General features: G+C 41.3%; 24 protein-coding genes and 1 tRNA gene. 10 read left to right on the forward strand and 15 right to left on the reverse strand.

Features of this window, described 5'->3' with window-relative positions; genetic code table 11:
• From EGM47_RS00005 to EGM47_RS00050, 10 genes are all read right to left on the reverse strand, one after another.
• On the reverse strand, positions 1 to 243 hold a 243-nt coding region (locus tag EGM47_RS00005), incomplete at its 3' end, for a transposase (protein ID WP_206052082.1).
• Positions 244 to 493: 250 nt separating this feature from the next.
• Positions 494 to 877 (reverse strand): hypothetical protein, encoded by a 384-nt coding sequence (locus tag EGM47_RS00010; protein ID WP_124978728.1) that lies wholly within the window; start codon positions 875 to 877, stop codon positions 494 to 496.
• A gap of 4 nt (positions 878 to 881) precedes the next feature.
• Complete coding sequence (locus tag EGM47_RS00015) at positions 882 to 1,691, reverse strand: hypothetical protein (RefSeq protein WP_206052083.1); 810 nt, start codon at positions 1,689 to 1,691, stop codon at positions 882 to 884.
• 99 nt (positions 1,692 to 1,790) lie between these two features.
• Entirely contained in the window at positions 1,791 to 2,456 is a 666-nt protein-coding gene (locus EGM47_RS00020; RefSeq protein WP_124978729.1) for a hypothetical protein, read from the reverse strand.
• 2 nt (positions 2,457 to 2,458) lie between these two features.
• Entirely contained in the window at positions 2,459 to 3,034 is a 576-nt protein-coding gene (locus EGM47_RS00025) for a hypothetical protein (RefSeq protein WP_124978730.1), read from the reverse strand.
• Positions 2,997 to 3,824 (reverse strand): RHS repeat domain-containing protein, encoded by an 828-nt coding sequence (locus tag EGM47_RS16515; protein WP_124978731.1) that lies wholly within the window; start codon positions 3,822 to 3,824, stop codon positions 2,997 to 2,999. Before EGM47_RS16515 ends, EGM47_RS00025 begins: the two co-directional genes overlap by 38 nt.
• 297 nt (positions 3,825 to 4,121) lie before the next feature.
• Positions 4,122 to 4,209: transfer RNA gene (locus tag EGM47_RS00035), tRNA-Ser, on the reverse strand.
• A gap of 65 nt (positions 4,210 to 4,274) precedes the next feature.
• Entirely contained in the window at positions 4,275 to 5,333 is a 1,059-nt protein-coding gene (locus EGM47_RS00040) for an asparaginase (RefSeq protein WP_124978732.1), read from the reverse strand.
• Positions 5,323 to 6,453 (reverse strand): 1-acyl-sn-glycerol-3-phosphate acyltransferase, encoded by a 1,131-nt coding sequence (locus EGM47_RS00045; RefSeq protein WP_124978733.1) that lies wholly within the window; start codon positions 6,451 to 6,453, stop codon positions 5,323 to 5,325. The genes EGM47_RS00040 and EGM47_RS00045 overlap by 11 nt, the downstream gene beginning before the upstream one ends.
• Positions 6,454 to 6,492: 39 nt before the next feature.
• Positions 6,493 to 7,260, reverse strand: a complete 768-nt coding sequence (locus tag EGM47_RS00050) for a TatD family hydrolase (RefSeq protein ID WP_124978734.1) — start codon at positions 7,258 to 7,260, stop codon at positions 6,493 to 6,495.
• Between the two features lie 151 nt (positions 7,261 to 7,411).
• Here EGM47_RS00050 and EGM47_RS00055 point away from each other — a divergent pair, with 151 nt between their 5' ends.
• Positions 7,412 to 7,852, forward strand: coding sequence for a retropepsin-like aspartic protease family protein (locus EGM47_RS00055; RefSeq protein WP_124978735.1), 441 nt, complete (start codon positions 7,412 to 7,414; stop codon positions 7,850 to 7,852).
• 47 nt (positions 7,853 to 7,899) lie between these two features.
• Here the strand turns inward: EGM47_RS00055 and EGM47_RS00060 are convergent, their stop codons facing one another.
• Complete coding sequence (locus tag EGM47_RS00060; protein WP_124978736.1) at positions 7,900 to 8,736, reverse strand: DUF6252 family protein; 837 nt, start codon at positions 8,734 to 8,736, stop codon at positions 7,900 to 7,902.
• A 130-nt stretch (positions 8,737 to 8,866) separates the two neighbouring features.
• Between EGM47_RS00060 and EGM47_RS00065 the strand changes: the two genes are divergently transcribed.
• The 6 genes from EGM47_RS00065 (at position 8,867) to EGM47_RS00090 (ending at position 13,509) form a co-directional block, all read left to right on the forward strand.
• Complete coding sequence (locus tag EGM47_RS00065; RefSeq protein WP_124978737.1) at positions 8,867 to 9,370, forward strand: 30S ribosomal protein S16; 504 nt, start codon at positions 8,867 to 8,869, stop codon at positions 9,368 to 9,370.
• Positions 9,371 to 9,380: 10 nt separating this feature from the next.
• Positions 9,381 to 9,908: a ribosome maturation factor RimM gene (rimM, locus tag EGM47_RS00070; protein ID WP_124978738.1), complete on the forward strand. Its 528-nt coding sequence runs from the start codon at positions 9,381 to 9,383 to the stop codon at positions 9,906 to 9,908.
• A 9-nt stretch (positions 9,909 to 9,917) separates the two neighbouring features.
• Positions 9,918 to 10,694, forward strand: a complete 777-nt coding sequence (locus tag EGM47_RS00075; protein WP_124978739.1) for a tRNA1(Val) (adenine(37)-N6)-methyltransferase — start codon at positions 9,918 to 9,920, stop codon at positions 10,692 to 10,694.
• Positions 10,695 to 10,800: 106 nt separating this feature from the next.
• Complete coding sequence (locus EGM47_RS00080; protein ID WP_124978740.1) at positions 10,801 to 11,985, forward strand: acyl-CoA dehydrogenase family protein; 1,185 nt, start codon at positions 10,801 to 10,803, stop codon at positions 11,983 to 11,985.
• Positions 11,986 to 12,171: 186 nt separating this feature from the next.
• Entirely contained in the window at positions 12,172 to 12,966 is a 795-nt protein-coding gene (locus tag EGM47_RS00085) for a DUF3050 domain-containing protein (protein WP_124978741.1), read from the forward strand.
• 9 nt (positions 12,967 to 12,975) lie between these two features.
• The gene (locus EGM47_RS00090; RefSeq protein WP_124978742.1) at positions 12,976 to 13,509 is read left to right on the forward strand and encodes a hypothetical protein; all 534 of its coding nucleotides are present in this window, start codon (positions 12,976 to 12,978) and stop codon (positions 13,507 to 13,509) included.
• A gap of 235 nt (positions 13,510 to 13,744) precedes the next feature.
• Here EGM47_RS00090 and EGM47_RS00095 read toward each other — a convergent pair whose 3' ends face one another.
• Positions 13,745 to 14,761: a zinc metalloprotease gene (locus tag EGM47_RS00095; RefSeq protein ID WP_124978743.1), complete on the reverse strand. Its 1,017-nt coding sequence runs from the start codon at positions 14,759 to 14,761 to the stop codon at positions 13,745 to 13,747.
• Positions 14,762 to 14,900: 139 nt separating this feature from the next.
• On the opposite strand from EGM47_RS00095, the gene EGM47_RS00100 reads away from it, so the two are divergent.
• Positions 14,901 to 15,182: a DUF427 domain-containing protein gene (locus EGM47_RS00100; RefSeq protein WP_206052084.1), complete on the forward strand. Its 282-nt coding sequence runs from the start codon at positions 14,901 to 14,903 to the stop codon at positions 15,180 to 15,182.
• Here the strand turns inward: EGM47_RS00100 and EGM47_RS00105 are convergent, their stop codons facing one another.
• The 3 genes from EGM47_RS00105 to EGM47_RS00115 form a co-directional block, all read right to left on the reverse strand.
• On the reverse strand, positions 15,183 to 16,796 hold the full coding sequence (locus tag EGM47_RS00105) for an ATP-dependent DNA ligase (RefSeq protein WP_124978745.1): 1,614 nt from the start codon (positions 16,794 to 16,796) through the stop codon (positions 15,183 to 15,185).
• Positions 16,793 to 17,845, reverse strand: a complete 1,053-nt coding sequence (locus tag EGM47_RS00110; protein WP_124978746.1) for a ligase-associated DNA damage response exonuclease — start codon at positions 17,843 to 17,845, stop codon at positions 16,793 to 16,795. Before EGM47_RS00110 ends, EGM47_RS00105 begins: the two co-directional genes overlap by 4 nt.
• 88 nt (positions 17,846 to 17,933) lie before the next feature.
• The gene (locus EGM47_RS00115) at positions 17,934 to 18,488 is read right to left on the reverse strand and encodes a hypothetical protein (protein WP_124978747.1); all 555 of its coding nucleotides are present in this window, start codon (positions 18,486 to 18,488) and stop codon (positions 17,934 to 17,936) included.
• A 247-nt stretch (positions 18,489 to 18,735) separates the two neighbouring features.
• Between EGM47_RS00115 and EGM47_RS00120 the strand changes: the two genes are divergently transcribed.
• Together EGM47_RS00120 and EGM47_RS00125 are read left to right on the forward strand one after the other, a co-directional pair.
• A complete protein-coding gene (locus EGM47_RS00120; RefSeq protein ID WP_124978748.1) occupies positions 18,736 to 19,680 on the forward strand; it encodes an L-threonine 3-dehydrogenase in 945 nt (314 codons plus the stop codon).
• A 62-nt stretch (positions 19,681 to 19,742) separates the two neighbouring features.
• A complete protein-coding gene (locus EGM47_RS00125; protein ID WP_124978749.1) occupies positions 19,743 to 20,168 on the forward strand; it encodes a tellurite resistance TerB family protein in 426 nt (141 codons plus the stop codon).
• Positions 20,169 to 20,172 lie beyond the last annotated feature (4 nt).

A 20,172-nucleotide genomic window follows, 5' to 3' on the forward strand; every position in this document is an offset into this window, starting at 1 on the left:
TTTTTGGAAATCACCCAATAGCCCAGAAGGATTTTCGTTCGCCGAACGAAATATGCAATGAATATGGCTAGGCATAAAACAATACGCATAAACCTCCATACCCTTTTCTGCCCTACAGTATTGAACACTTTGTTCAAGAATATCGAAATCAAACTGTCGCGTAAAAACATCTATCCAATAGACCGTTGCATAACTCACGAAATATGCGCCGGCCTTGTTGTGGAATTTGTAGTTTCTACTCATTCCTCAAAAATACAAAAGCTGCAACACTACATTACAGCTTCTGTTTTTTATTTATTACTCGGTACGCCACTAGTCACAGACTAGTGGTAGCGGGGGTCTAAGAGCTTGAGCCTAAAGATCGTTTACTATCAAAGAAGTGATCGGATACCATGATTAAAAGGTCGCGATTGAAAAATATAGGGGTACTTTAAACAAAAAAAGGAAAACCAAAAGTGGCTTTCCTTTTCCATGTGAAGATTAAAAAAAATAATTAGCGAGATTCAAATACATATTTCAAATCTTTATTTAGCAATACAAGAGTATCTGTTGTTATTTTCTCAACTAGGTAAGATGTTGAATACATATCTATAAATAATTCTTCTTTATCGTTAACCCTTAATTCATAGGTGTCATCAAACACTTGGTCTCCAAAATCCTCTTTAACAAGTTGTCCTTGAGCATTCACTCTAAAGCGATACATATTGCCATCTTGCCTAAATTCCCACACCTTAACAATTTCTTCAAATCTATGATTATTATACTGAATTAGATCCCATTTTTTTTTAGCATTATTGTGTAACAATAGGTCAATAGATTTTTTGTCTTTACAATTAATTACTAGTAAGATTATCGATAAAGTAAATAAATATTTCATATAATTAATTTAATATAATAGTATCGAGAGTTATACTGGGGGACATTTCAACAGTATTTCCATTTCGAGTATATGTAACTCCTGTAGACATGCTACGAGAGTTAAAACTGTCAATTCTATCTTGAATTGATGAAGCGCTTTCTCCATCTTTAATCGCTAAATTCAAGTAATGAAGTACGGCGGAAGACCCAGTAGACTTAAAAGCATCGGTAGTCATAAAATAAGACTGGTGATCTATTTGCTCAAGGTACCTTTCTGTATGTTGCAAATTAGTTTCTGGACCATTTCCAATATGTCCTTCTTCGTGAACAATAACGTTTTGAAAATTAAACGCATTTTCAAGGAACCCACTAATATCTTGGAAATCAGTGGAGACGAACATACTAGCGTCGTTGAAAACAGCCATTACTGCACCTGGATATTCTTTGACCCCGTCGACATTATTAGTAATTCCAGCTTCGTCTGCATAATGATTAGCAATGTTTGTTAGCAAACTCCTGTTAGCAGCAGAACCATAATGCAAATCCGTTACCGAAACACTATTATCTCTTGCAAAACTTGAGTTCAAATCGAGATTTAAAACAACAAGATCAAATGAAGTAACAATTCTAATATTATTTGTGGATCTATTATCAGAACCTAAATAATTACCTTGGCTATCAAAATAATCATCTTGCGGTGCCATTCCATCTGGGTCTGTATATTTAATAGGGTTATTGTAAACATAATTGTATGAGCTCCAGGCAACAAATTGCTCCGCTAACGGATCAACACTCAACCACCCCAGCTTTTTTATGTAATGACTGGTCATCATAGCTCGTCATAAAGATAGGCAAGTTGTGGTCTTTTTATGTATGTGGTGTGGGCTTACTCTTGAGTTGGCACTGGGTGCAACCCAGCGCCAGCGGGGGGATTAAATGAAAAAAGTGATATTGAGATTCTTACTATTCTTATCCCTCCAACGGATCCAGCCATAAATAAATTTCGATCCTGTTTCTATTTTTATTTTTAGCCAGTCTCCGTTAACAGCGACAGGTTTAACGATGGTCTGACTCATATCTGGCAAAGGAATTAATGAACCATCAATTTTTTCATATAAATTAGTATTGTTCAGGTTTACCTGAACGTTTTCTCGCTCCAATAAAAACTTTTCCCATGTGGTCGTCTTCAGTGACTTTTCAGACTCCATATTAATAAACTTTGTCTGATAAGTTTTTTCGTTTACCACCACTTCTATCATATACGCTTTTTCAGCTACTGCTCTTAAGGTTAGGCTCATATTATCAGGATGAAATCTTAGTGGTTGAAATTCAGGGTTATAAAAATCGTACTTCCCATCAGAATCATCGTAAGCAAAAGAAATTTGATGCCAAATACTTCCATCATGGTTTCGGAAGGTTATTGTATCGGTAATTTTTGGATCATTAACTAACAATACAACCTTATCAACTGATTTAAAATTCTTTGGAATTGAATTTGAAAAATGCACGGCATGATTGTTATTCTCTATGCCTGAAGATTCCTTTTTCTTACACGATAAACAAACAGACAAAATAATGGTCAAAATCAAAATTTTCATAACTAAAACCGCATATAGCCAGGACGATGTACAATACTCTTAATCGGTCGCTGAAGATTTGTAATATTTGAATTATTATTTGCTCTTCCCAGATGTCCATGATCATTGTGATTTGAAATCTGAGTCGGCCCAGTTAAATTTCCTGAAGTACCTTGGTAATTAACAGTGAATCCGAAGCGATCAGCAGTATCATACACAGTTTGATTGTTGTTTTGACTGAAACTCGGACTATTAAAAGCATTTCCAGATTGAAAACTCTCTCCATTATTGTTTAAGTAACGAAAATCTACGTCAATGCCACTTCTGTTACCATTATGACCATGTCCAGAATGATGTGCGAAACCAGCTTGCCATGGATCACTGCCATTTGAAGATGACATATCGCCTAAGTCTATAGATAATCCATCATTATTTAAACTGGATACTAAACCATAAATTGCAGCTGCTGTTTCAGGCGTCACATAATGATCACCACTTCCCACGGTTTCGGATGGATTAGTGGATTCCCCACCCGCATCAACGGTACCGTATCTCCCAAAATTATCCCCCCGATGCTGGAAACTGTACCATGCCATCATTATTTTCAGATAATACACCTACTAATGTGTAATCTTCTTGGAAATTACCGGAAGTACCAGCATTTTGATAATAATATTCATGCGCGCCCTCTTGTTCTACTCTTTTGATATCACCATTTTCCTTAATATAAAATATATCCTGTCCACTACGCCCATCTGGATCCACGTATCTTAAGGGATTGTTCCAGACATAGCCATAGGGATCCATTGTTTGTTCCGCTAATGGATCTACACTCAACCACCGACTAAACTTAGGATTACAGTACCTTGCCCCATAATAATAATTCCCAGTCTCGCTATCAAGTTCCGTGGCATAAAATTTATAGGGAACATTGTAAGAATTCTGATGCTCTTCAACTAGTGTCTCCCCAAAGGGCAGATATTCCATATGTTGGGTGACCACGCGATTCATATCCGTAATATACGATGAACTTCCCAAATGATCAGGATGATACCAATAGGCATCCAGCCACTCGCTGTTATGGGAGTAAGCCGCTAATCCGCCTTCCTGTACGGGTGCCTGAATCGTATGAGATTGCCCCATTTGCTCATAGCTAGTTGACAAAGCAGTGTGCTGTTCCTGCGCATTAGCATCTGCCAAAGGTCTAACCTTTCCTGTCATTGCATCAAACCAATCTCTTTCAATGGGATATAATCCCAGATCTTCGGCCGTACGTAATGTACTATTAATACGTAGGGAATCCATATAATAATGCTTGGTATATCTGGTAATTATATTGCCCGCTTGTGGCTTTTTATTTGACCTTAGCCTTGAAAGCTGGGCTTTCATATAACTTAGATTACCTGCGGTGATCCCTGGCTCAAGCTGATCATGAAAATAAAGCCTGAGCTGGGTAACCCCAGCTCTCGGGCTTTTTATTTGACCTTAGCCTTGAAAGCTGGGCTTTCATATAACTTAGATTACCTGCGGTGATCCCTGGCTCAAGCTGATCATGAAAATAAAGCCTGAGCTGGGTAACCCCAGCTCTCGGGCTTTTTATTTGACCTTAGCCTTGAAAGCTGGGCTTTCGGCACGGTCAAATAAAAAGCCCGATTTTCCTACCAGAAAATCAGGCTTTGCTTTAAGCAGTGAGGAAGGGATTCGAACCCTCGAAACGCTTTTGACGTTTACACACTTTCCAGGCGTGCGCCTTCGACCACTCGGCCACCTCACTAATTGTAATTTTGAGTCTGCAAAAATAGACAAATCAGATACGCCTGCCAATTTTTTCCGATAAATCTATTCGGTAACTTCTCCGCGTAAAGATGTTTCAAAATAATACCTGAAATCTGGCAGACTGGAGGTATGGTGCAGCAAATACATCATCTTTGCCAGCGCTGCTTCCGTAGTCATATCCTTTCCAGAAACCAGTCCCAGAGATTTCAATTGAATACTGGTTTCATATTTCCCCATAGAGACTGCACCACCTACACATTGGGTGACGTTTACAATACGAATATCTCTAGACAAAGCTGTTTTAAGTGTTTCTATAAACCAGCCTTCGGTAGGAGCATTTCCACTGCCATAAGTTTCCAAAATAATTCCTTGTAAACCGGCAATATTACAAATCGCAGAAACGACTTTTGGAGTAATGCCTGGAAACAATTTTAATACTACCACATCATTCACTAATTCTGGCCGGTAACGCATTTTTGTTGCATCATCCTTAACCACTTCTATGGCCGGGTCATTTCCAGGCCAATCCCATAAACGTCGTTTGTCAATGTTTAAATGCACCCCACTGATGGCCAAAGGCGGATAATTAGGCGAACTGAAAGCTTCAAAGTGATCTGCATTCATTTTTGCGGTGCGGTTAGCGCGATAGAGCTGGTATTCAAAATATATACACACTTCCCTTATCACTGGTTTTCCGTGATCTTGCTGGCTAGCCAATTGTACACTTGTGATCAAGTTTTCTTTGGCGTCGGTCCGCAAGTCGCCGATAGGCAATTGGGATCCAGTAAGAATAATAGGTTTGGTCAGATTCTCAAACATAAAGCTCAGCGTACTGCCAGTATAGGACATGGTATCACTACCGTGCAGAACAACAAAACCCTGATAATCATCATAACGCTCGTGGATCACATCTCCTAATTTGCGCCATTCCTTCAAATTCATGTCAGAACTGTCGAGCGGATGATCAAAAGAATAAGTATCTATATGACAATCCAATTGTTTGATCTCGGGAATATGTACTAATAATTCGGAAAAATCAAAGGCTTTTAAAGCCTTGGTTTCTGGATCCATCATCATTCCAATGGTACCACCGGTGTAAATGAGCAATATGTTAGGCTTCATGCGTGACAGCCAATTTTTCCGCATTCATCACTGGCCGGGCATACATGTGCAGGAAACTGTTAACCTCCTTCTCATCAGCGGTATTCACTCGCATTCTCAATCGGCGTTCAAACTGCATTCTATCGTGCTCAGAATAGTGATCGGCATAGGTTTGACTGTCGTGAAGGAGATCATAGGCCGTATAGTTGGTAGGCCAGAGTTTATAGTTGCGCTGTATTTCCTGATCTAGATGTTTAACGACTCGCTGTAGGACCTGATTGGTACTTTGGGATTCAAGATCCTCTACATGAAATGCCTTCCCAGCGGTGATATGAATATGCTTTTTTTGCCCCAGTGCACCCTTTAAAATGCTATTGAAATCTTCATTTTCTGATTTGATATACTCTTCGTCGGCAGCCTGAGCCAGTAGTTCGGGCACTTTCAATATATCAGTAGGATCGTACTCATAAGAAATTGTCACTGGCACAATATTCAGACTGTTTAAATAAGACTCCAGGGACTGGTCTCCAGCAGCTAAGGCGATCATTTTGAGCACACCTTGCTCTGTCTTATCATTCCCATCTTTGGTCCGGCCTTGGCGCTGAGCAATCCATACACTGCGATTCTCTTCCTTGAGCAGATGTCTCATGTATTCGCTGAGTTTCTTACTACTCATCAATATTTCTCTAGGACTGGCGCCTCTCTTCACAATGAAATTTCGCGTAAGCTTACTTAACGCATTGACAAATGGACGTTGAACTAAATTATCTCCAATAGCACTTGCCGTACGAATGAGACCTTTATTGAACAACGTAAGGTTAATCAAAGAGGTGTCCAGCACAATATCTCTATGGTTGGAAATGTACAAATAGCTGCGATCTGGATCCAATTGGTCAAATCCAGAGGTGGTCAATCCTGCAGAAGTCTCAGTAAGTACCCGTTCAACACTTTTACATATCACATCTCTTTGAAAGTCATTGATTGACTTGCATGAGGTCACTATGGCTTTGGTTACCTCATAATCCTGATCAGGAAAGGTGTACTGAAACAAGGCCTTGATCATAGGGTGGCGCACGGCGCTTTGCAAGGCTACCTGCACCTCTGCATCATTAAAAAATCGTATGTCGTCGTATCTACCCAAAATATATGCTATGAATAACAAAAGTAACCAATACGGTTGCTATATACCGAAGACTTCACGAGAATTTAGGGTTGTGATTCTTGCTACTTCCTCCACCTCGAGGTCGTACAACTCAGCTACTTTATCTGCGATATAGGTGATATATGCAGTTTCATTGCGCTTTCCGCGAAAGGGCTTTGGAGCCAAATATGGCGCATCCGTTTCCAAGACAATATGCTCGAGTGCTATTTGATTCAGAAACTGATCAATTTTTCCATTTTTAAAGGTCACAACCCCACCAATACCTAATTTCATATTTAGCTTTATCGCTTGCAGCGCTTGCTCATAGGTACCGGTAAAACAGTGGAAGATTCCTTGAAGCTTGGTATCTGCATAATCTTCCAAGACTTCAAAAACTTCGTCAAAGGCATCCCTACAATGGATCACAATAGGTAAGTCACGTTCCAGAGCCCATTTGATCTGGGTATGGAAAGCCATTTGTTGTTGTGTTACAAAACTTTTATCCCAGTAGAGGTCCATACCGATCTCGCCAATAGCCACATATTTTTCCTTGTCAAGCATTTCGGCCACATGAGACAACTCTTCTTCGACATTTTCTTTAACATGGGTCGGGTGTAAACCGCACATTAAATGTAAATGCTCCGGAAACCTCGCCTTTAAATCCAACATATCTTGGGTATAAGTAGAGTCGATGGCGGGAACAAAAAAACGTTGCACACCTGCTTGAATAGCTCGTTGAATCATCTGGTCCTGGTCATCAGAAAAAGATTCGCTGTATAAATGGGTATGTGTATCGGTAAGTATCATTCGGCAAAAATAAACAAGCTGGGTAGAGTTGCCAGCCTAATTCTCTTACCAACTGACTTTTGTTTCTCACTGATTTGATGTGATTATCTTATGATTTAGTTTTTGGGGAGGCGATACACCCTGAGTATATTTACCACACGCAAATGCATACATGACTTCACTAAAAAAGATTCTAGTCTCACAGGGCTATATACAGCACAACATCCGTCTGGCCCCCAAAAGTGGCCATATCGTCACCAAAGCCATGATTAACGGACACATGGGTAGGTTTATCATTGACACTGGAGCAAGTGCTACCTGCGTTAATCAAGAGCTTTACAAAGAATTTCAGTTGGAAACGGAATTTATGGAGCGTCAAATCGGCACTGCAAGTGGGTCTCTAAGACCGCGCATATCTCATAAAAATACGCTTGAACTGGGAGATTGGACAGATGAGGATGTCACTTTATTGAGTATGGATATGAGTTATATCAATAATGCGCTCAAGGCGGAAGGCATGAACTCCATCCAAGGATTATTGGGCGCAGACTTTTTAATCACCGCCAAAGCAGTGATCGATTATAAAGGAAAAAAAATGTATCTCAAAAAATAAACCCCAACGCTACTGGCTGGGGTATTTTAATTAAGCCTGTATATTTTTTAATAATTGACAGTGAACATTCCCTCAGTTATTTGAAAGTTGTTGGGTCCACCTGTCGTAAATTCGAATGTCCCACTGATCGTACGATTGGTTGAATCAGCGGCTGTAATCACCAGGTTTCCTGATGTACTGGTAGAGATAGTGCCATTGGAGGATACATAGGTACCTATATAATCACCAGATGCACCAAAGTTATAACTACCAGGCATTGTATCCACTGGCAATATGATACCGATGGTATTTGGTCCATTGGACGCATTAATCAGAAGTTCGCCTCCGCTTAAATTTGGAGATATTTGAGTGGGATTTAAGGCTGTTCCATCTATTCTTGCTCTGAAAGTATTGGCTCCTGTTCCTCCCATAGTATTATCAATGATAGGTGAGCCAAAAGGCACCTTGAAAATAACACCTTGGCGCATATACAGGGAATCTGCATTATTGGGCAGATAACTCACAAAACTGAAGTTTCCAGTTACTCCAGAAGCGTTAACCTCGGTCAACTCAACTTCGCCTCTACCATTTCCTACATTGGAGGAAAAGGATTGGCCACCATTAAAGATATAATTGACTTCACTATTGGAACCAGCTCCTAATCTATAGGTGCCTACAGAACCAGCGTTGAGATTAAAAAGAACTGTTTCTAAAGGGTTTTGACCAATTATGGTCAGCGACCCATCATTATTGCTGGTTGCACTAAAAGAGTTGGATTTGAAAAACTCACCGTTGCGGACCGCCTGTAGGGCTGGAACATTATCATCATCCAGGTTATCAGAACAAGAATTAAGTCCAAGGCTTAGGGAGCATATGACCAACAAATAAGAGAAGAGGGATTTCATAGTTTTTGGGATACTGAATTTCAACAAATGTAAATAAAAATTGTATATATGCTTTTGATAATGAAATAAATGATATTTTTGCAAACTCAAATTAATAATCACGGGTCGGGCACCCATAAACTTTAATGTTATGCCAGTAAAAATTAGATTACAGAGACACGGTAAGAAAGGTAAGCCATTCTACTGGATCGTCGCAGCCGATGTACGCGCTAAAAGAGACGGTAAATTTTTGGAAAAACTAGGAACTTACAATCCTAACACTAACCCAGCCACCATTGATCTTGATGTGGACAATTCTGTAAAGTGGTTGGAAAATGGAGCACAACCTACAGACACAGCTCGTGCATTATTGGGTTACAAAGGTGTGATGTTGAAAAAACACTTGATGGGTGGTGTAAAAAAAGGCGCTTTTACCGAAGAACAGGCGGAAGAAAAATTCAATGCTTGGTTGGAAGAAAAAGAAGCTAAAATCGCTGGAAAAGCAGCCAACTTGAAAAAAGACGCGGATGATGCAGCTGCCAAAGCCTTAGAAGCTGAAAAAGCTGTCAACGAAGCCCGTATCGCTGCCAATGCTCCTGAGCCTGAAGAAGAGCCAGTAGCAGAAGCAGAAGAAGCGAGCAAGGAAGAAGAATAAAACTGGAACCATGCGTAAAGAGAATTGTTTTTACGTAGGAACCATCGTCAACAAATTTAGTTTTAAGGGCGAAGTCCTGGTCAAATTAGACACAGATGAACCCGAACTATTTCTGGAAATGGAATCAGTTTTTATCGATCTCGGTAAAAAATTGATTCCATTTTTTATTGAAAAAAGCCAACTGCACAAATCCATGTTGCTGCGTCTTAAAATAGAGGACATCGATGATGAGGCTGCTGCAGATGCGATCATGAAAAAAGAACTCTATCTTCCCTTGTCTTTCCTTCCTGAATTAGAGGGGAACAAGTTTTATTTCCACGAGGTGATCGGCTTTACCATGATCGATGATCAATACGGCGACATAGGATCTGTCACAGCTATCAATGATAGCACTACCCAAGCCTTGTTTGAAGTAGAAAAAGACGGCAAGCAAATCCTAATCCCTCTGAATGACCATTTTATCAAAAAGGTCGATCGAAACAATAAAACGATTGAGATCAACACTCCGGATGGACTCATTGACCTTTATCTTTCCTAAACTTCTGGTATGCCGGTTTTCAAATTCAAACAATTTGAAGTGGAACAAGATCGTTGTGCTCAAAAAATCGGGACAGATGCCGTGCTGCTAGGGGCTTGGATGGAGGCAGAAGATCCAAAAACCGTTCTGGATGTAGGAACAGGAACGGGAGTGATTGCACTCATGGCAGCCCAACGATTTCCATTGGCCCAGATTGAAGCCGTAGAATTAGATGAGCAGGCCTTTGAACAAGCCACTGATAATTTTGAAAACAGCCCTTGGAATGACCGCCTATTTTGTTTTCATGCCTCATTTCAGGAATTTTGTGCCGAAATGGAAGAGCCTTACGATCTGATTGTAAGTAACCCGCCTTTTTTTGACAGCCAAATGCTCAATGAAAATCACGAGCCTGAAACCAGAAGAAAGCAAGCGCGATTTGACGACTCCCTTTCCTTTGAAGATTTGATAGGCGGAGTCAAGTATTTGTTGGCAGATGAAGGAACCTTTACCTGTATCATACCCAAGGCACGTGAACAACAAATGATTGAGATCGCTTTAGAACATGGAATGACAGTCTCTCGCATCTCTGATGTTAAAGGTAGAGCCGATGTCCCCAGTAAAAGATCGCTAATTGCCTTTAGAAATGATCCTAATTCAGTTCCCAAACAAAATGGATTGAACAATGAAGTCTCGATTCCCGATAGGAGCCTACTGATCATTGAAAAATCACGCCATAACTACACCGAAGAATACAAAAATTTAACCCGAGACTTCTATTTGGACAAGGGAACAGAAACCGAGAAATAAACAAGTTTTTTGTTTTCCAAGCGTATTCAGATTGCTATTTTTACGACCAAATGATTCAACTATTTTCATTACTATAACCTTATAGTGATTTTATATCCTATTTTCTATGAAGCCAGACCTATTTGAAGCCCCGGATTACTATCAATTGGATGACCTGCTGACCGAAGAACACAAAATGATCAGGGACGCTGCACGCGCTTGGGTAAAACGAGACGTCTCTCCCATCATTGAACAAGCTGCTCAAGAAGCTAAATTCCCTAAAAGTATCATTCCAGGACTAGCTGCGATCGGCGCTTTTGGCCCTTATATACCTGAGGAATATGGTGGAGCAGGACTGGATCAAATATCCTACGGATTAATCATGCAGGAAATTGAACGAGGAGACAGTGGGGTCCGCTCTACAGCTTCAGTTCAATCATCTTTGGTGATGTATCCCATCTGGAAATATGGAAGTGAAGAGCATCGTAAAAAGTTCCTTCCAAAACTCGCTAGTGGAGAGTTTATGGGATCCTTTGGTTTGACCGAACCCGACCATGGTTCGAACCCAGGAGGAATGGTGACCCATTACAAAGATGCAGGAGATGGAGAACACGTGATACTCAATGGAGCCAAACTATGGATCTCCAACAGTCCATTCTGTGATGTTGCAGTGGTCTGGGCAAAGAATGAAGAAGGACGTATTCACGGCATCATCGTCGAAAGAGGAATGGAAGGTTTTTCTACTCCTGAAACACACAATAAATGGTCATTACGCGCTAGTGCAACTGGCGAACTCATTTTCCAAGATGTAAAAGTTCCTAAATCCAACATTTTGCCAGGTCGGTCTGGTCTGGGCGCTCCACTCAGTTGTTTGGACAGTGCAAGATTTGGGATCGCTTGGGGTGCTATTGGTGCGGCCATGGATTGTTATGACACAGCCTTAAGATATGCCAAGGAACGCATACAATTTGGCAAGCCCATCGCCGCTTTCCAACTACAACAAAAGAAATTGGCTGAAATGATCACAGAGATTACCAAGGCTCAATTACTCGCATGGCGACTAGGCGTACTCAGAGAAGAAGGAAATGCCACAAGTGCACAGATTTCCATGGCGAAGAGAAATAATGTGGACATGGCGATCAACATTGCCAGGGAAGCCAGACAAATTCTTGGTGGTATGGGAATCACTGGTGAATATAGCATCATGCGACATATGATGAATCTTGAGAGCGTTATTACTTATGAAGGAACGCATGATATCCACTTGCTAATTACCGGGTTAGATATTACAGGTGAAAATGCATTTAAGTAATTAGCTTCTTTTGAGGAAATAAAACCCCACAATCATCATTCGTAGCAGTTGGTATTGCCGATCAAACAACCTTATACAATTAGCGGTCCTTCACTCACTGACCGAGTTCTGTTAAGTATATCCCAATACTTCCTCTATACTTGAAGAGACTGTCTTTGGTAGGTATTTTTGCAAAAACTCTGCCGTATGATCGATGTGCATCAATTGATTTTTAAGCAAATCCAAGAAGAGCGGAATGCACTACTGGAGCATCCGCTTTACCAGTCCATTCAATCCGATGAGGACCTGCGATTGTTTATGGAATTACATGTTTATGCAGTTTGGGATTTTATGTCCTTGCTTAAGGCTCTCCAACAACAGCTGACCTGTACCCAAACGCCTTGGATGCCGGTTGGAGATCCAGATTTGCGTTACCTCATCAATGAAATTGTCTTGGCAGAGGAGACAGACATTGACATCGACGGAAACAGGAAGAGCCATTATGAAATGTACATCGATGCCATGGAATCGATAGGCATGGAAACCCAACCTACTCATGATCTGATCCAACTTTTGGCCAAGTCAGAAAACATCTTATCGGCGATAAAATCCACGAGTCTTCCTGATGCTGCAAAACAATTTCTAACCTCCACATTTGAAATCATCCAAGGTGGCAAACCACACGAGATAGCCGCTGCCTTCACCTATGGAAGGGAAGACCTGATTCCAGAAATGTTTACTGAAATATTAGAAGGCATGCATAAAAGCGATTTAAATGTCAATCTTAAACCCGTACAATATTATTTTGACCGTCACATCGAACTGGATGGTGATGAACATGGTCCAATGGCACATAAAATGGTGGCGCTCCTATGTGACAACGATCAGGTTAAAATAGAGGAAGCCGCAAGAGTTGCAAGTAAAGCATTAGCATCCCGCATCCGTTTGTTTAACGGTATTTTAAGTAATATCCAAGAAAAAAAAGGCGTTATGGGTACCTAAACCCATATTATGAAATTTGTAAAATCCCTATTAGTACTACTTGTTATTTTCATGACCATTTCTTGTAGCAGTGATGACGATGCGACTGCCCAAGAACAATTTGAACTCAACACCACCAATTTTGCCGGCACCTATCAATTGACGAGTTATGAACGCAATATCAGGGAAACCGAGACCTTCAACGGCGCCAATGTTACTGCCGACATATCGATTACAGGCGACACCTTTACCAATGCCCAGTACACCTTCAATCAAAACGGGTCTTTCAGTACCTCTGGGTCTTATAGAGAAACCAAAGTCACCCGCGTATCCGGAAATGACCCACAAACGGAGTCTACGATCATTAATTTGGACAGCAACGGCTCCTATATTCTAAACGATGAAACCTCTGGAATAACTATTACCAATGCAGCTGAAGGAGGCATTTCAAGTGGAAGGGTAACCAATTTCACCGAAAACGGTTTTATCATTATGCTGGATGAAAGCAGAGTAGACGGTGATTCCAGTTATGAATCAGAAACCATCCTAAGATTCGAGAGATAATGCTTCATGCTAGCCACAATAAGTAAGACACTGATAACATCTTACCAATATCAAAATGGTTGGCAATAAAAAACAGAAGAGGCTGTCCAAAAAGTTAATAAACATTATTGCTGTCAGTCTGAACTTGTAGAAGAAGTTTTGATAATCATAAAGTTAAAAACTTCGACAGGTTCAGTTTGAGCGTATAAAGTTTCTTTTTGGACAGCCTCTTCAGTTGTTGAAGAGTGGCATTTGACTAGTTGGCTAAGTCAGCTCTTGCACCTCCAGGAGCAAACAAAGCTCTCATTCTGGCCTTTTGCCCATTACTGAACATGTACATGCATGCGTCATTGGTGTAATCCATGTAGTTCATGGTCATATCCGTTGATCTACAATGGTTAGTTGGGTAAGAAGGACAACCATAGTTGGCACGATCAGAAGTAGGCGTATCAGAAACGAAGTCATCACGGTTACATCTTCCGTCACCCCAAATGTGTCTGAGGTTCAAATAGTGTCCTACCTCGTGAGTTGCCGTACGCCCACGATCAAATGGAGCGCTTACATAACCTGTGGTACCAAAGAATTGTGGAGAAATTACCACGCCGTCCGTGCTGGCGCTTCCTCCGGGGAATTGCGCATACCCTAGGATTCCGCCTCCAATATTACATACCCAAATATTCAGAGCATTGGCTGGATCTACAACGCTCACTCCACCATTAGCATCAAACTTCATAGCGTCATTTGTTCCCCAAGAGGTACGTGAAGATGACTTTCTGGTTACGCCAGCGAGAGTAAAAGTAATCTCACTATCTGCTGCTAAACCGGCAAATTCAGAGGGCACTTGGTTTGCATCGTTATTTGTCTTTCTGAAGTCATCGTTCAGAACGGCGATTTGCGAATCGATCTGTGCGTTGCTGATATTCTCGTTGGCATTATTATATATAACGTGAACATATACTGGAATGTTGATCGTACCTAAATTATCGGAACCGCCAGAACCGCCATCTCCATCTCCTCCACCTCTGGGTGGTTTACCTTTCTTGGCCAGTGATTCTTGAAGAAATAGAGATGTCTGGGATTCAATCTGCATTACATTTCTTTGGAATTCAGGATTCTGCAACATCTTTTCGTAATTCTCATTCGCATGACATTTTCGAGCCGCAGCGATATCGATACCATCGTTGTTGATCGCCTCAAGTGATTCTTCGTTGGAATCATTGCTACAAGAAGCAACAGCAAAGGCCAAAGCGGCCATGAGCAAAACTTTTTTCATTATAATTATTTAAGGATTAGACCACCAATATATACGAATTACCCTATATCTTAATATTTTCTTAACATAATAGGTTGATTTTTTCGATAACCTGTCATGTCGTATATTTAAGAGTAATGAACCCTACATCAGCTGTATTATGAAAGCCATTTGGAATGAGCAAGTTATCGCAGAAAGTGACGAAACTATCGTTGTGGAGAACAATCATTACTTTCCACCAGATAGTATAAAGCCAGAATTTTATAAGAAAAGTGACACTACCTCTGTCTGCCCTTGGAAAGGTACCGCAAGCTACTATCACCTGGTAGTTGGTGATGAAACCAATCAAGATGCTGCCTGGTATTATCCAGCAACCAAACACGCAGCCAAAGAGATTGAATCCTATGTTGCGTTTTGGAAAGGAGTCAAAGTGACCGAGTAATCAATCGGGTATCAATGCTTTCAAATCGTCTAAAGTATTGGCTTCCTCAATAGGTTTGTCTTTACGCCATCTTACAATACGCGGGAATCGAGTAGCAACTCCAGACTTGTGACGCGTACTGGGCGCAATACCTTCAAATGCAATTTCAAATACATGATGTGGGGTAACCGATCTCACGGGTCCAAATCGCTCTAAAGTATTTTTTTTGATCCAAGCATCTACCTTACGAAACTCGGCGTCAGTCAAACCTGAATACGCTTTGGCAAAGGTCACCAGCTCACCTTGGTCCCACAAACCAAAAGTATAATCTGTATAAAGATTAGCCCTCCTTCCATGACCCCTCATGGCATAGGTCAGTACAGCATCGATAGAAAATGGATCAGTTTTCCATTTCCACCAATCCCCTTTTTTACGTCCTACCAAATACGGACTGTCTTTTCTTTTAATCATCAATCCTTCTGATCTTTTTTCCCTGGCCAGGTCTCTTTCTTCTGCAGCGGCCTCCCAGCTATTAAAATACATGGTTTCAGAAAGAAAAATAGGCGTGCGCTCTTCTTGAGTCAGTTGTTCTTCACCTTGATTAATCTCCGTAACCAATTGGTCCAACTTAGCACGTCTTTCCGCGTAAGCGAGATGCCGAATATCCTGGCCTTCGTGTTCTAACAGGTCATAGGCTACGACCACCACTGGTACATCGGCAAGTAATTTTTTACCAATTGTCTTGCGACCAATACGTTTTTGAAGATCATTAAAATGTAGAATCTGCCCATCCTTAAATGGTAAAATTTCGCCATCGATCACTGTTCCATCTGGTATTTTCCCCAGAAATCTTTGAAATTCCGGATACTTATCCGTAACCAACTCTTCTCCTCGTGACCAAACAAAGAGTTCGCCTGATCGGATAATAGATTGTGAACGTATACCATCCCACTTATGCTCCATGGCCCAATCCGTGACTGAACCCAGGTCATCAACCTCAGCCTCGACCGCATAGGCCAAATAAAAAGGATATGGTTTCCCCCTGCGGGCAATTTCATTATCCTCAAATATCAACTCCTGGAAACTGGTGTTTTCACCTGTCCAACTCCCCATCAACTTGTGCGCCAACACATCCTTGTCAATTCCAGTAGCATCTGCCAGGGCTCTAGTCATTAGTTTTTGGGACACCCCTATCCTAAATCCTCCGGTCATAATCTTATTGAATACAAAGCGCTCGTAGTAATTGAGTCTTAACCATATATCAGAAAGATACGCTTGCTTTTCCCTATCTTCTTTGGACCTTAAATCGATGATGTCTTGGATGATTTCGGATAGGCTTTTATCGGTAGACTTTTCGGCGCTGGGCAGAATCAAGGCAATAGTTTCGGCCAGATCACCCACGATATGGTAGCTTTCCTCGAATAGCCATTCAGGTATACCGCTTAAAGCAGTTGCCCATTGTCTCATCAAAGTAGTATTCACAGGCCTTTTGGGTCTTCTGTGTGAAAGAATAGCAATCGCCCATAATTTGTCAGGATCGGCTGCAGTTTTGAAGTATTCTGTGAGTGCCGCTACTTTTAAATTGGTTTTATTGGTACCATCGATAACCCTTATCATTTCCGCAAATTCTTTCATACGTCCTGATTTTTCTGGTCATGTTCGTCTGGATTTTCATCGGCACTATCCTTGGAATCTAGATTTTCACCTTCATATTGCGTGCGTTCACTAATGGCATTAAGACCTTTCTCTTCTCTGAGGAATCTGGCAAAAATCTCTTGGTAACCGTGTGTGGTGATAACGTTTTCACAACCTGTTGCCTCGATACTTTGCAATAAACCTTCCCAATCGCAATGGTCAGACAAGACGAAACCTTTATCAATGGCACGTCTGCGTCTGGCTCCCCTAAAGGTCATCCATCCACTGGCGCTAGAGGTAACGTAGGGAACCATTCGCCTCATCCATGGTGATCCGTGCGCACTGGGCGGCGCAACAACGATTTGCCCCACCAATTCATCCTTTGTGGTATCTCGAGTGATCAAATGTGTTGGTGGAAGATCCAACTGGTGACGTAGTACTTCGGTCATTTTATACACCGCTCCATGACAGTAAATTTTCAGGTGTGAAGTATCTAAATGTTTAATCACACGCTGTGCTTTTCCCAAAGAATAGGCAAAAATGACCGAAGTTTTCCCTTCGGCATTGTTTTGTGCACACCAGGTATTGATATCATTCATCACTTGAGCTTGGGGCTGCCATTTAAAGGCCGGTAATCCAAAAGTACATTCCGTGATAAAAGTATCACACTGGACGGGTTCAAAAGGCACAGAAATACCGTCATTCTCTACTTTATAGTCTCCAGTAAACACCCAGACCTCTCCTTTATGTTCCACCCTTATTTGTGAAGAGCCTGGAATATGTCCTGCCGGAAAAAAAGAAAAATTTACATTATTGATGCTAAAACTTTTATCGTATTCGACCTCGGTTACCTCAATATCTCCCAGCCGATGTTTGATGATGGGTACATTGTCCTTGTGGGTGATATATTGATGATGCCCCCATCTGGAATGGTCAGCATGCCCGTGAGTGATCAATGCTTTTTTCACAGGTTTCCACGGGTCGAGATAAACTCCAGCTTGTTTGCAGTAGATACCTTTATCAGTAAATTGAAGTAATGGATCCCTCATGAAATAAAGTTAAGGGCATCCTCTGTCACTACGAAAGGATTAAGAAGAGTTTATCCTTTCGGCATTCTACATGGCTGAGATCAATAGTTCAATTGACCGCACTTGAGTCCACAGATCCTTCAGCGGCCTCTTGGTCTGCCAGTCGATCAAGCTCGAGATCTTCTAGTAACTGTCGTCTGTTCTCGTCATACTCGTTGACTTTCCAATTGATCTGATCTTTGAGTTCGTCCAGTGCTTGAATAATATCATTAAATTTTTCCGCCCTCACCTCTGGATCCTTAACTGTGTAATCTAGATAAGACAAATAAATTCCCAATCGTGTTTGTAGTACCTTAATCCGGGAGAGAACAGGCTGACTATCTACATGATCAACCTGAGTATCTGCCATCTTCTGGGCTGCAGTGACCAACTCACGTGTAGCAGCCACAGAATGGTCATAATTTTCCAGCCGGGTAGAAAAGTCGACGTATTCGGGCCATTCTGACATTTGCCGACTTGCTTTTCCGATCAATTCAATACCCGGTTGTCGCAGCTTTATATCAGCAAAGGAGACCTTTTGGGTAGATGATGTAACCACTTCCACTTCTTTTTTACAAGAAAGCAGGAGGCACAGCATTATCAGGCTTCCGAAAAAAAATGTCATGATTCTCATATGACAAATATGCTTATAATTGACGCAAAAAAAAAGTGATGTAATATGCGACACTTCTCTACCACGTATAGCGGATCTTCATACTTTAACAAAAAACGTCATTCCATCAATTCTTTAAGAACTTTATCCCTTTTTATTTAAGGATTCGCTTTCGCGAAAGCGATATCCGCCAAAACTTTAAAACTATTAAATTGATGTGCCTAACCGACCTTTTTTATCTTTGTAACAAAGTAGAGAAATGGCAAAAAAAGTCTTAGTCATCGGCGCCTGTGGGCAAATTGGAACAGAGCTCACAATGCGCTTGCGAGAGATGTATGGTGCAGAGCAAGTGATTGCCAGTGACATCAGGGAGGGAAATGACCAACTCATGCAATCCGGCCCGTTTGAGCAGTTGGATGCCATGAACAAAGAGCAAGTAGAAGATGTTTGTCTGCACTATGAAATCGATGAGGTTTTTTTAATGGCCGCGATGTTGAGCGCCACTGGTGAAAAATTCCCGAAGAAAGCCTGGAATTTAAACATGGATTCCTTGATGAATGTGTTGGATTTAGGGCGTGAGGGCAAAGTGGAAAAAATATTTTGGCCGTCCAGCATTGCGGTTTTTGGCCCAACGACGCCAAAGGAAAACACGCCCCAGCATACCATCATGGAACCTACCACAGTCTATGGGATCAGTAAACAAACTGGAGAGCGCTGGTGTGAATATTACCATAACAAATATGGGGTGGACGTACGATCGATCAGGTATCCGGGATTGATTTCTTGGAAAACCCAACCTGGAGGTGGTACTACTGATTATGCCGTGGATATTTTTCACCAAGCGATATCCAAGGGGTCTTATGAATGTTTCTTAAAGCCCGACACTGCGCTTCCAATGATGTATATGGAAGACGCCATTAGAGCCACGGTTGAAATCATGAATGCAGACCCGACTAGCATCAAAGAAAGATCTTCTTATAATTTAAGCGGAATGAGCTTTACACCGGAAGAAATAGCTCAAGAGATCAAAAAGAATCTACCTGAATTTTCCATTAGCTATCGACCCGATTTCAGACAAGAGATTGCTGATAGTTGGCCTGGCTCCATCGATGACCAACAGGCGCGAAAGGATTGGAATTGGGAACATAAATACGCCCTGGACAGCATGGTACAGGAAATGTTGCAACAATTGAAGACCGATTAATTTTTTACAGTAAGGTAAGTCACCTATTCCTATATTTGTAGTTCCTAAATCATTAAAATACTATGTCGTTTTCCAGCTTATTTGAATCTGGCGAAAGCACCAGAAATAAAAGTCACTTTGCCTCCATGGTCAGCCTGGCCCAAGCCTCGGGAATGGACAAGGAGGAATTAGAGGTTTTGGAACGTTTTAAGTCCAAACTTGATATATCAGATGCGGATTATGAGGCTATTCTAAAAAATCCATCCAACTACCCGATCAACCCACCCAACAACTCAGATGAGCGCATTCAGTGGTTGCACGATTTATTTAAAATTGTTTTTGCAGATCATGAAATGCAAGAGGCGGAACATAAACTCTTAAGAAGGTATGCGACTGCAATTGGTTACAACGATGCGGATGCCGAATACCTAGTACAGCGTTCCATTGAGATTTTCAGTGGCCATATGAACCTGGAAGATTACCGTTACTTGCTGAACAAAGACCGATAAGCGC

The organism is Nonlabens xiamenensis, assembly GCF_003865345.1.
Classification (GTDB): Bacteria; Bacteroidota; Bacteroidia; order Flavobacteriales; family Flavobacteriaceae; genus Nonlabens; species Nonlabens xiamenensis.

Bases quoted from the DNA above. Each gene is read 5' to 3' on its own strand.
- EGM47_RS00010 (WP_124978728.1), bottom strand. From the start codon at position 877: ATGAAATATTTATTTACTTTATCGATAATCTTACTAGTAATTAATTGT.
- EGM47_RS00015 (WP_206052083.1), bottom strand. From the start codon at position 1,691: ATGATGACCAGTCATTACATAAAAAAGCTGGGGTGGTTGAGTGTTGAT.
- EGM47_RS00020 (WP_124978729.1), bottom strand. From the start codon at position 2,456: ATGAAAATTTTGATTTTGACCATTATTTTGTCTGTTTGTTTATCGTGT.
- EGM47_RS00025 (WP_124978730.1), bottom strand. From the start codon at position 3,034: ATGATGGCATGGTACAGTTTCCAGCATCGGGGGGATAATTTTGGGAGA.
- EGM47_RS16515 (WP_124978731.1), bottom strand. From the start codon at position 3,824: ATGAAAGCCCAGCTTTCAAGGCTAAGGTCAAATAAAAAGCCACAAGCG.
- EGM47_RS00040 (WP_124978732.1), bottom strand. From the start codon at position 5,333: ATGAAGCCTAACATATTGCTCATTTACACCGGTGGTACCATTGGAATG.
- EGM47_RS00050 (WP_124978734.1), bottom strand. From the start codon at position 7,260: ATGATACTTACCGATACACATACCCATTTATACAGCGAATCTTTTTCT.
- EGM47_RS00055 (WP_124978735.1), top strand. From the start codon at position 7,412: ATGACTTCACTAAAAAAGATTCTAGTCTCACAGGGCTATATACAGCAC.
- EGM47_RS00060 (WP_124978736.1), bottom strand. From the start codon at position 8,736: ATGAAATCCCTCTTCTCTTATTTGTTGGTCATATGCTCCCTAAGCCTT.
- EGM47_RS00065 (WP_124978737.1), top strand. From the start codon at position 8,867: ATGCCAGTAAAAATTAGATTACAGAGACACGGTAAGAAAGGTAAGCCA.
- rimM (WP_124978738.1), top strand. From the start codon at position 9,381: ATGCGTAAAGAGAATTGTTTTTACGTAGGAACCATCGTCAACAAATTT.
- EGM47_RS00075 (WP_124978739.1), top strand. From the start codon at position 9,918: ATGCCGGTTTTCAAATTCAAACAATTTGAAGTGGAACAAGATCGTTGT.
- EGM47_RS00080 (WP_124978740.1), top strand. From the start codon at position 10,801: ATGAAGCCAGACCTATTTGAAGCCCCGGATTACTATCAATTGGATGAC.
- EGM47_RS00085 (WP_124978741.1), top strand. From the start codon at position 12,172: ATGATCGATGTGCATCAATTGATTTTTAAGCAAATCCAAGAAGAGCGG.
- EGM47_RS00090 (WP_124978742.1), top strand. From the start codon at position 12,976: ATGAAATTTGTAAAATCCCTATTAGTACTACTTGTTATTTTCATGACC.
- EGM47_RS00095 (WP_124978743.1), bottom strand. From the start codon at position 14,761: ATGAAAAAAGTTTTGCTCATGGCCGCTTTGGCCTTTGCTGTTGCTTCT.
- EGM47_RS00100 (WP_206052084.1), top strand. From the start codon at position 14,901: ATGAAAGCCATTTGGAATGAGCAAGTTATCGCAGAAAGTGACGAAACT.
- EGM47_RS00105 (WP_124978745.1), bottom strand. From the start codon at position 16,796: ATGAAAGAATTTGCGGAAATGATAAGGGTTATCGATGGTACCAATAAA.
- EGM47_RS00110 (WP_124978746.1), bottom strand. From the start codon at position 17,845: ATGAGGGATCCATTACTTCAATTTACTGATAAAGGTATCTACTGCAAA.
- EGM47_RS00115 (WP_124978747.1), bottom strand. From the start codon at position 18,488: ATGACATTTTTTTTCGGAAGCCTGATAATGCTGTGCCTCCTGCTTTCT.
- EGM47_RS00120 (WP_124978748.1), top strand. From the start codon at position 18,736: ATGGCAAAAAAAGTCTTAGTCATCGGCGCCTGTGGGCAAATTGGAACA.
- EGM47_RS00125 (WP_124978749.1), top strand. From the start codon at position 19,743: ATGTCGTTTTCCAGCTTATTTGAATCTGGCGAAAGCACCAGAAATAAA.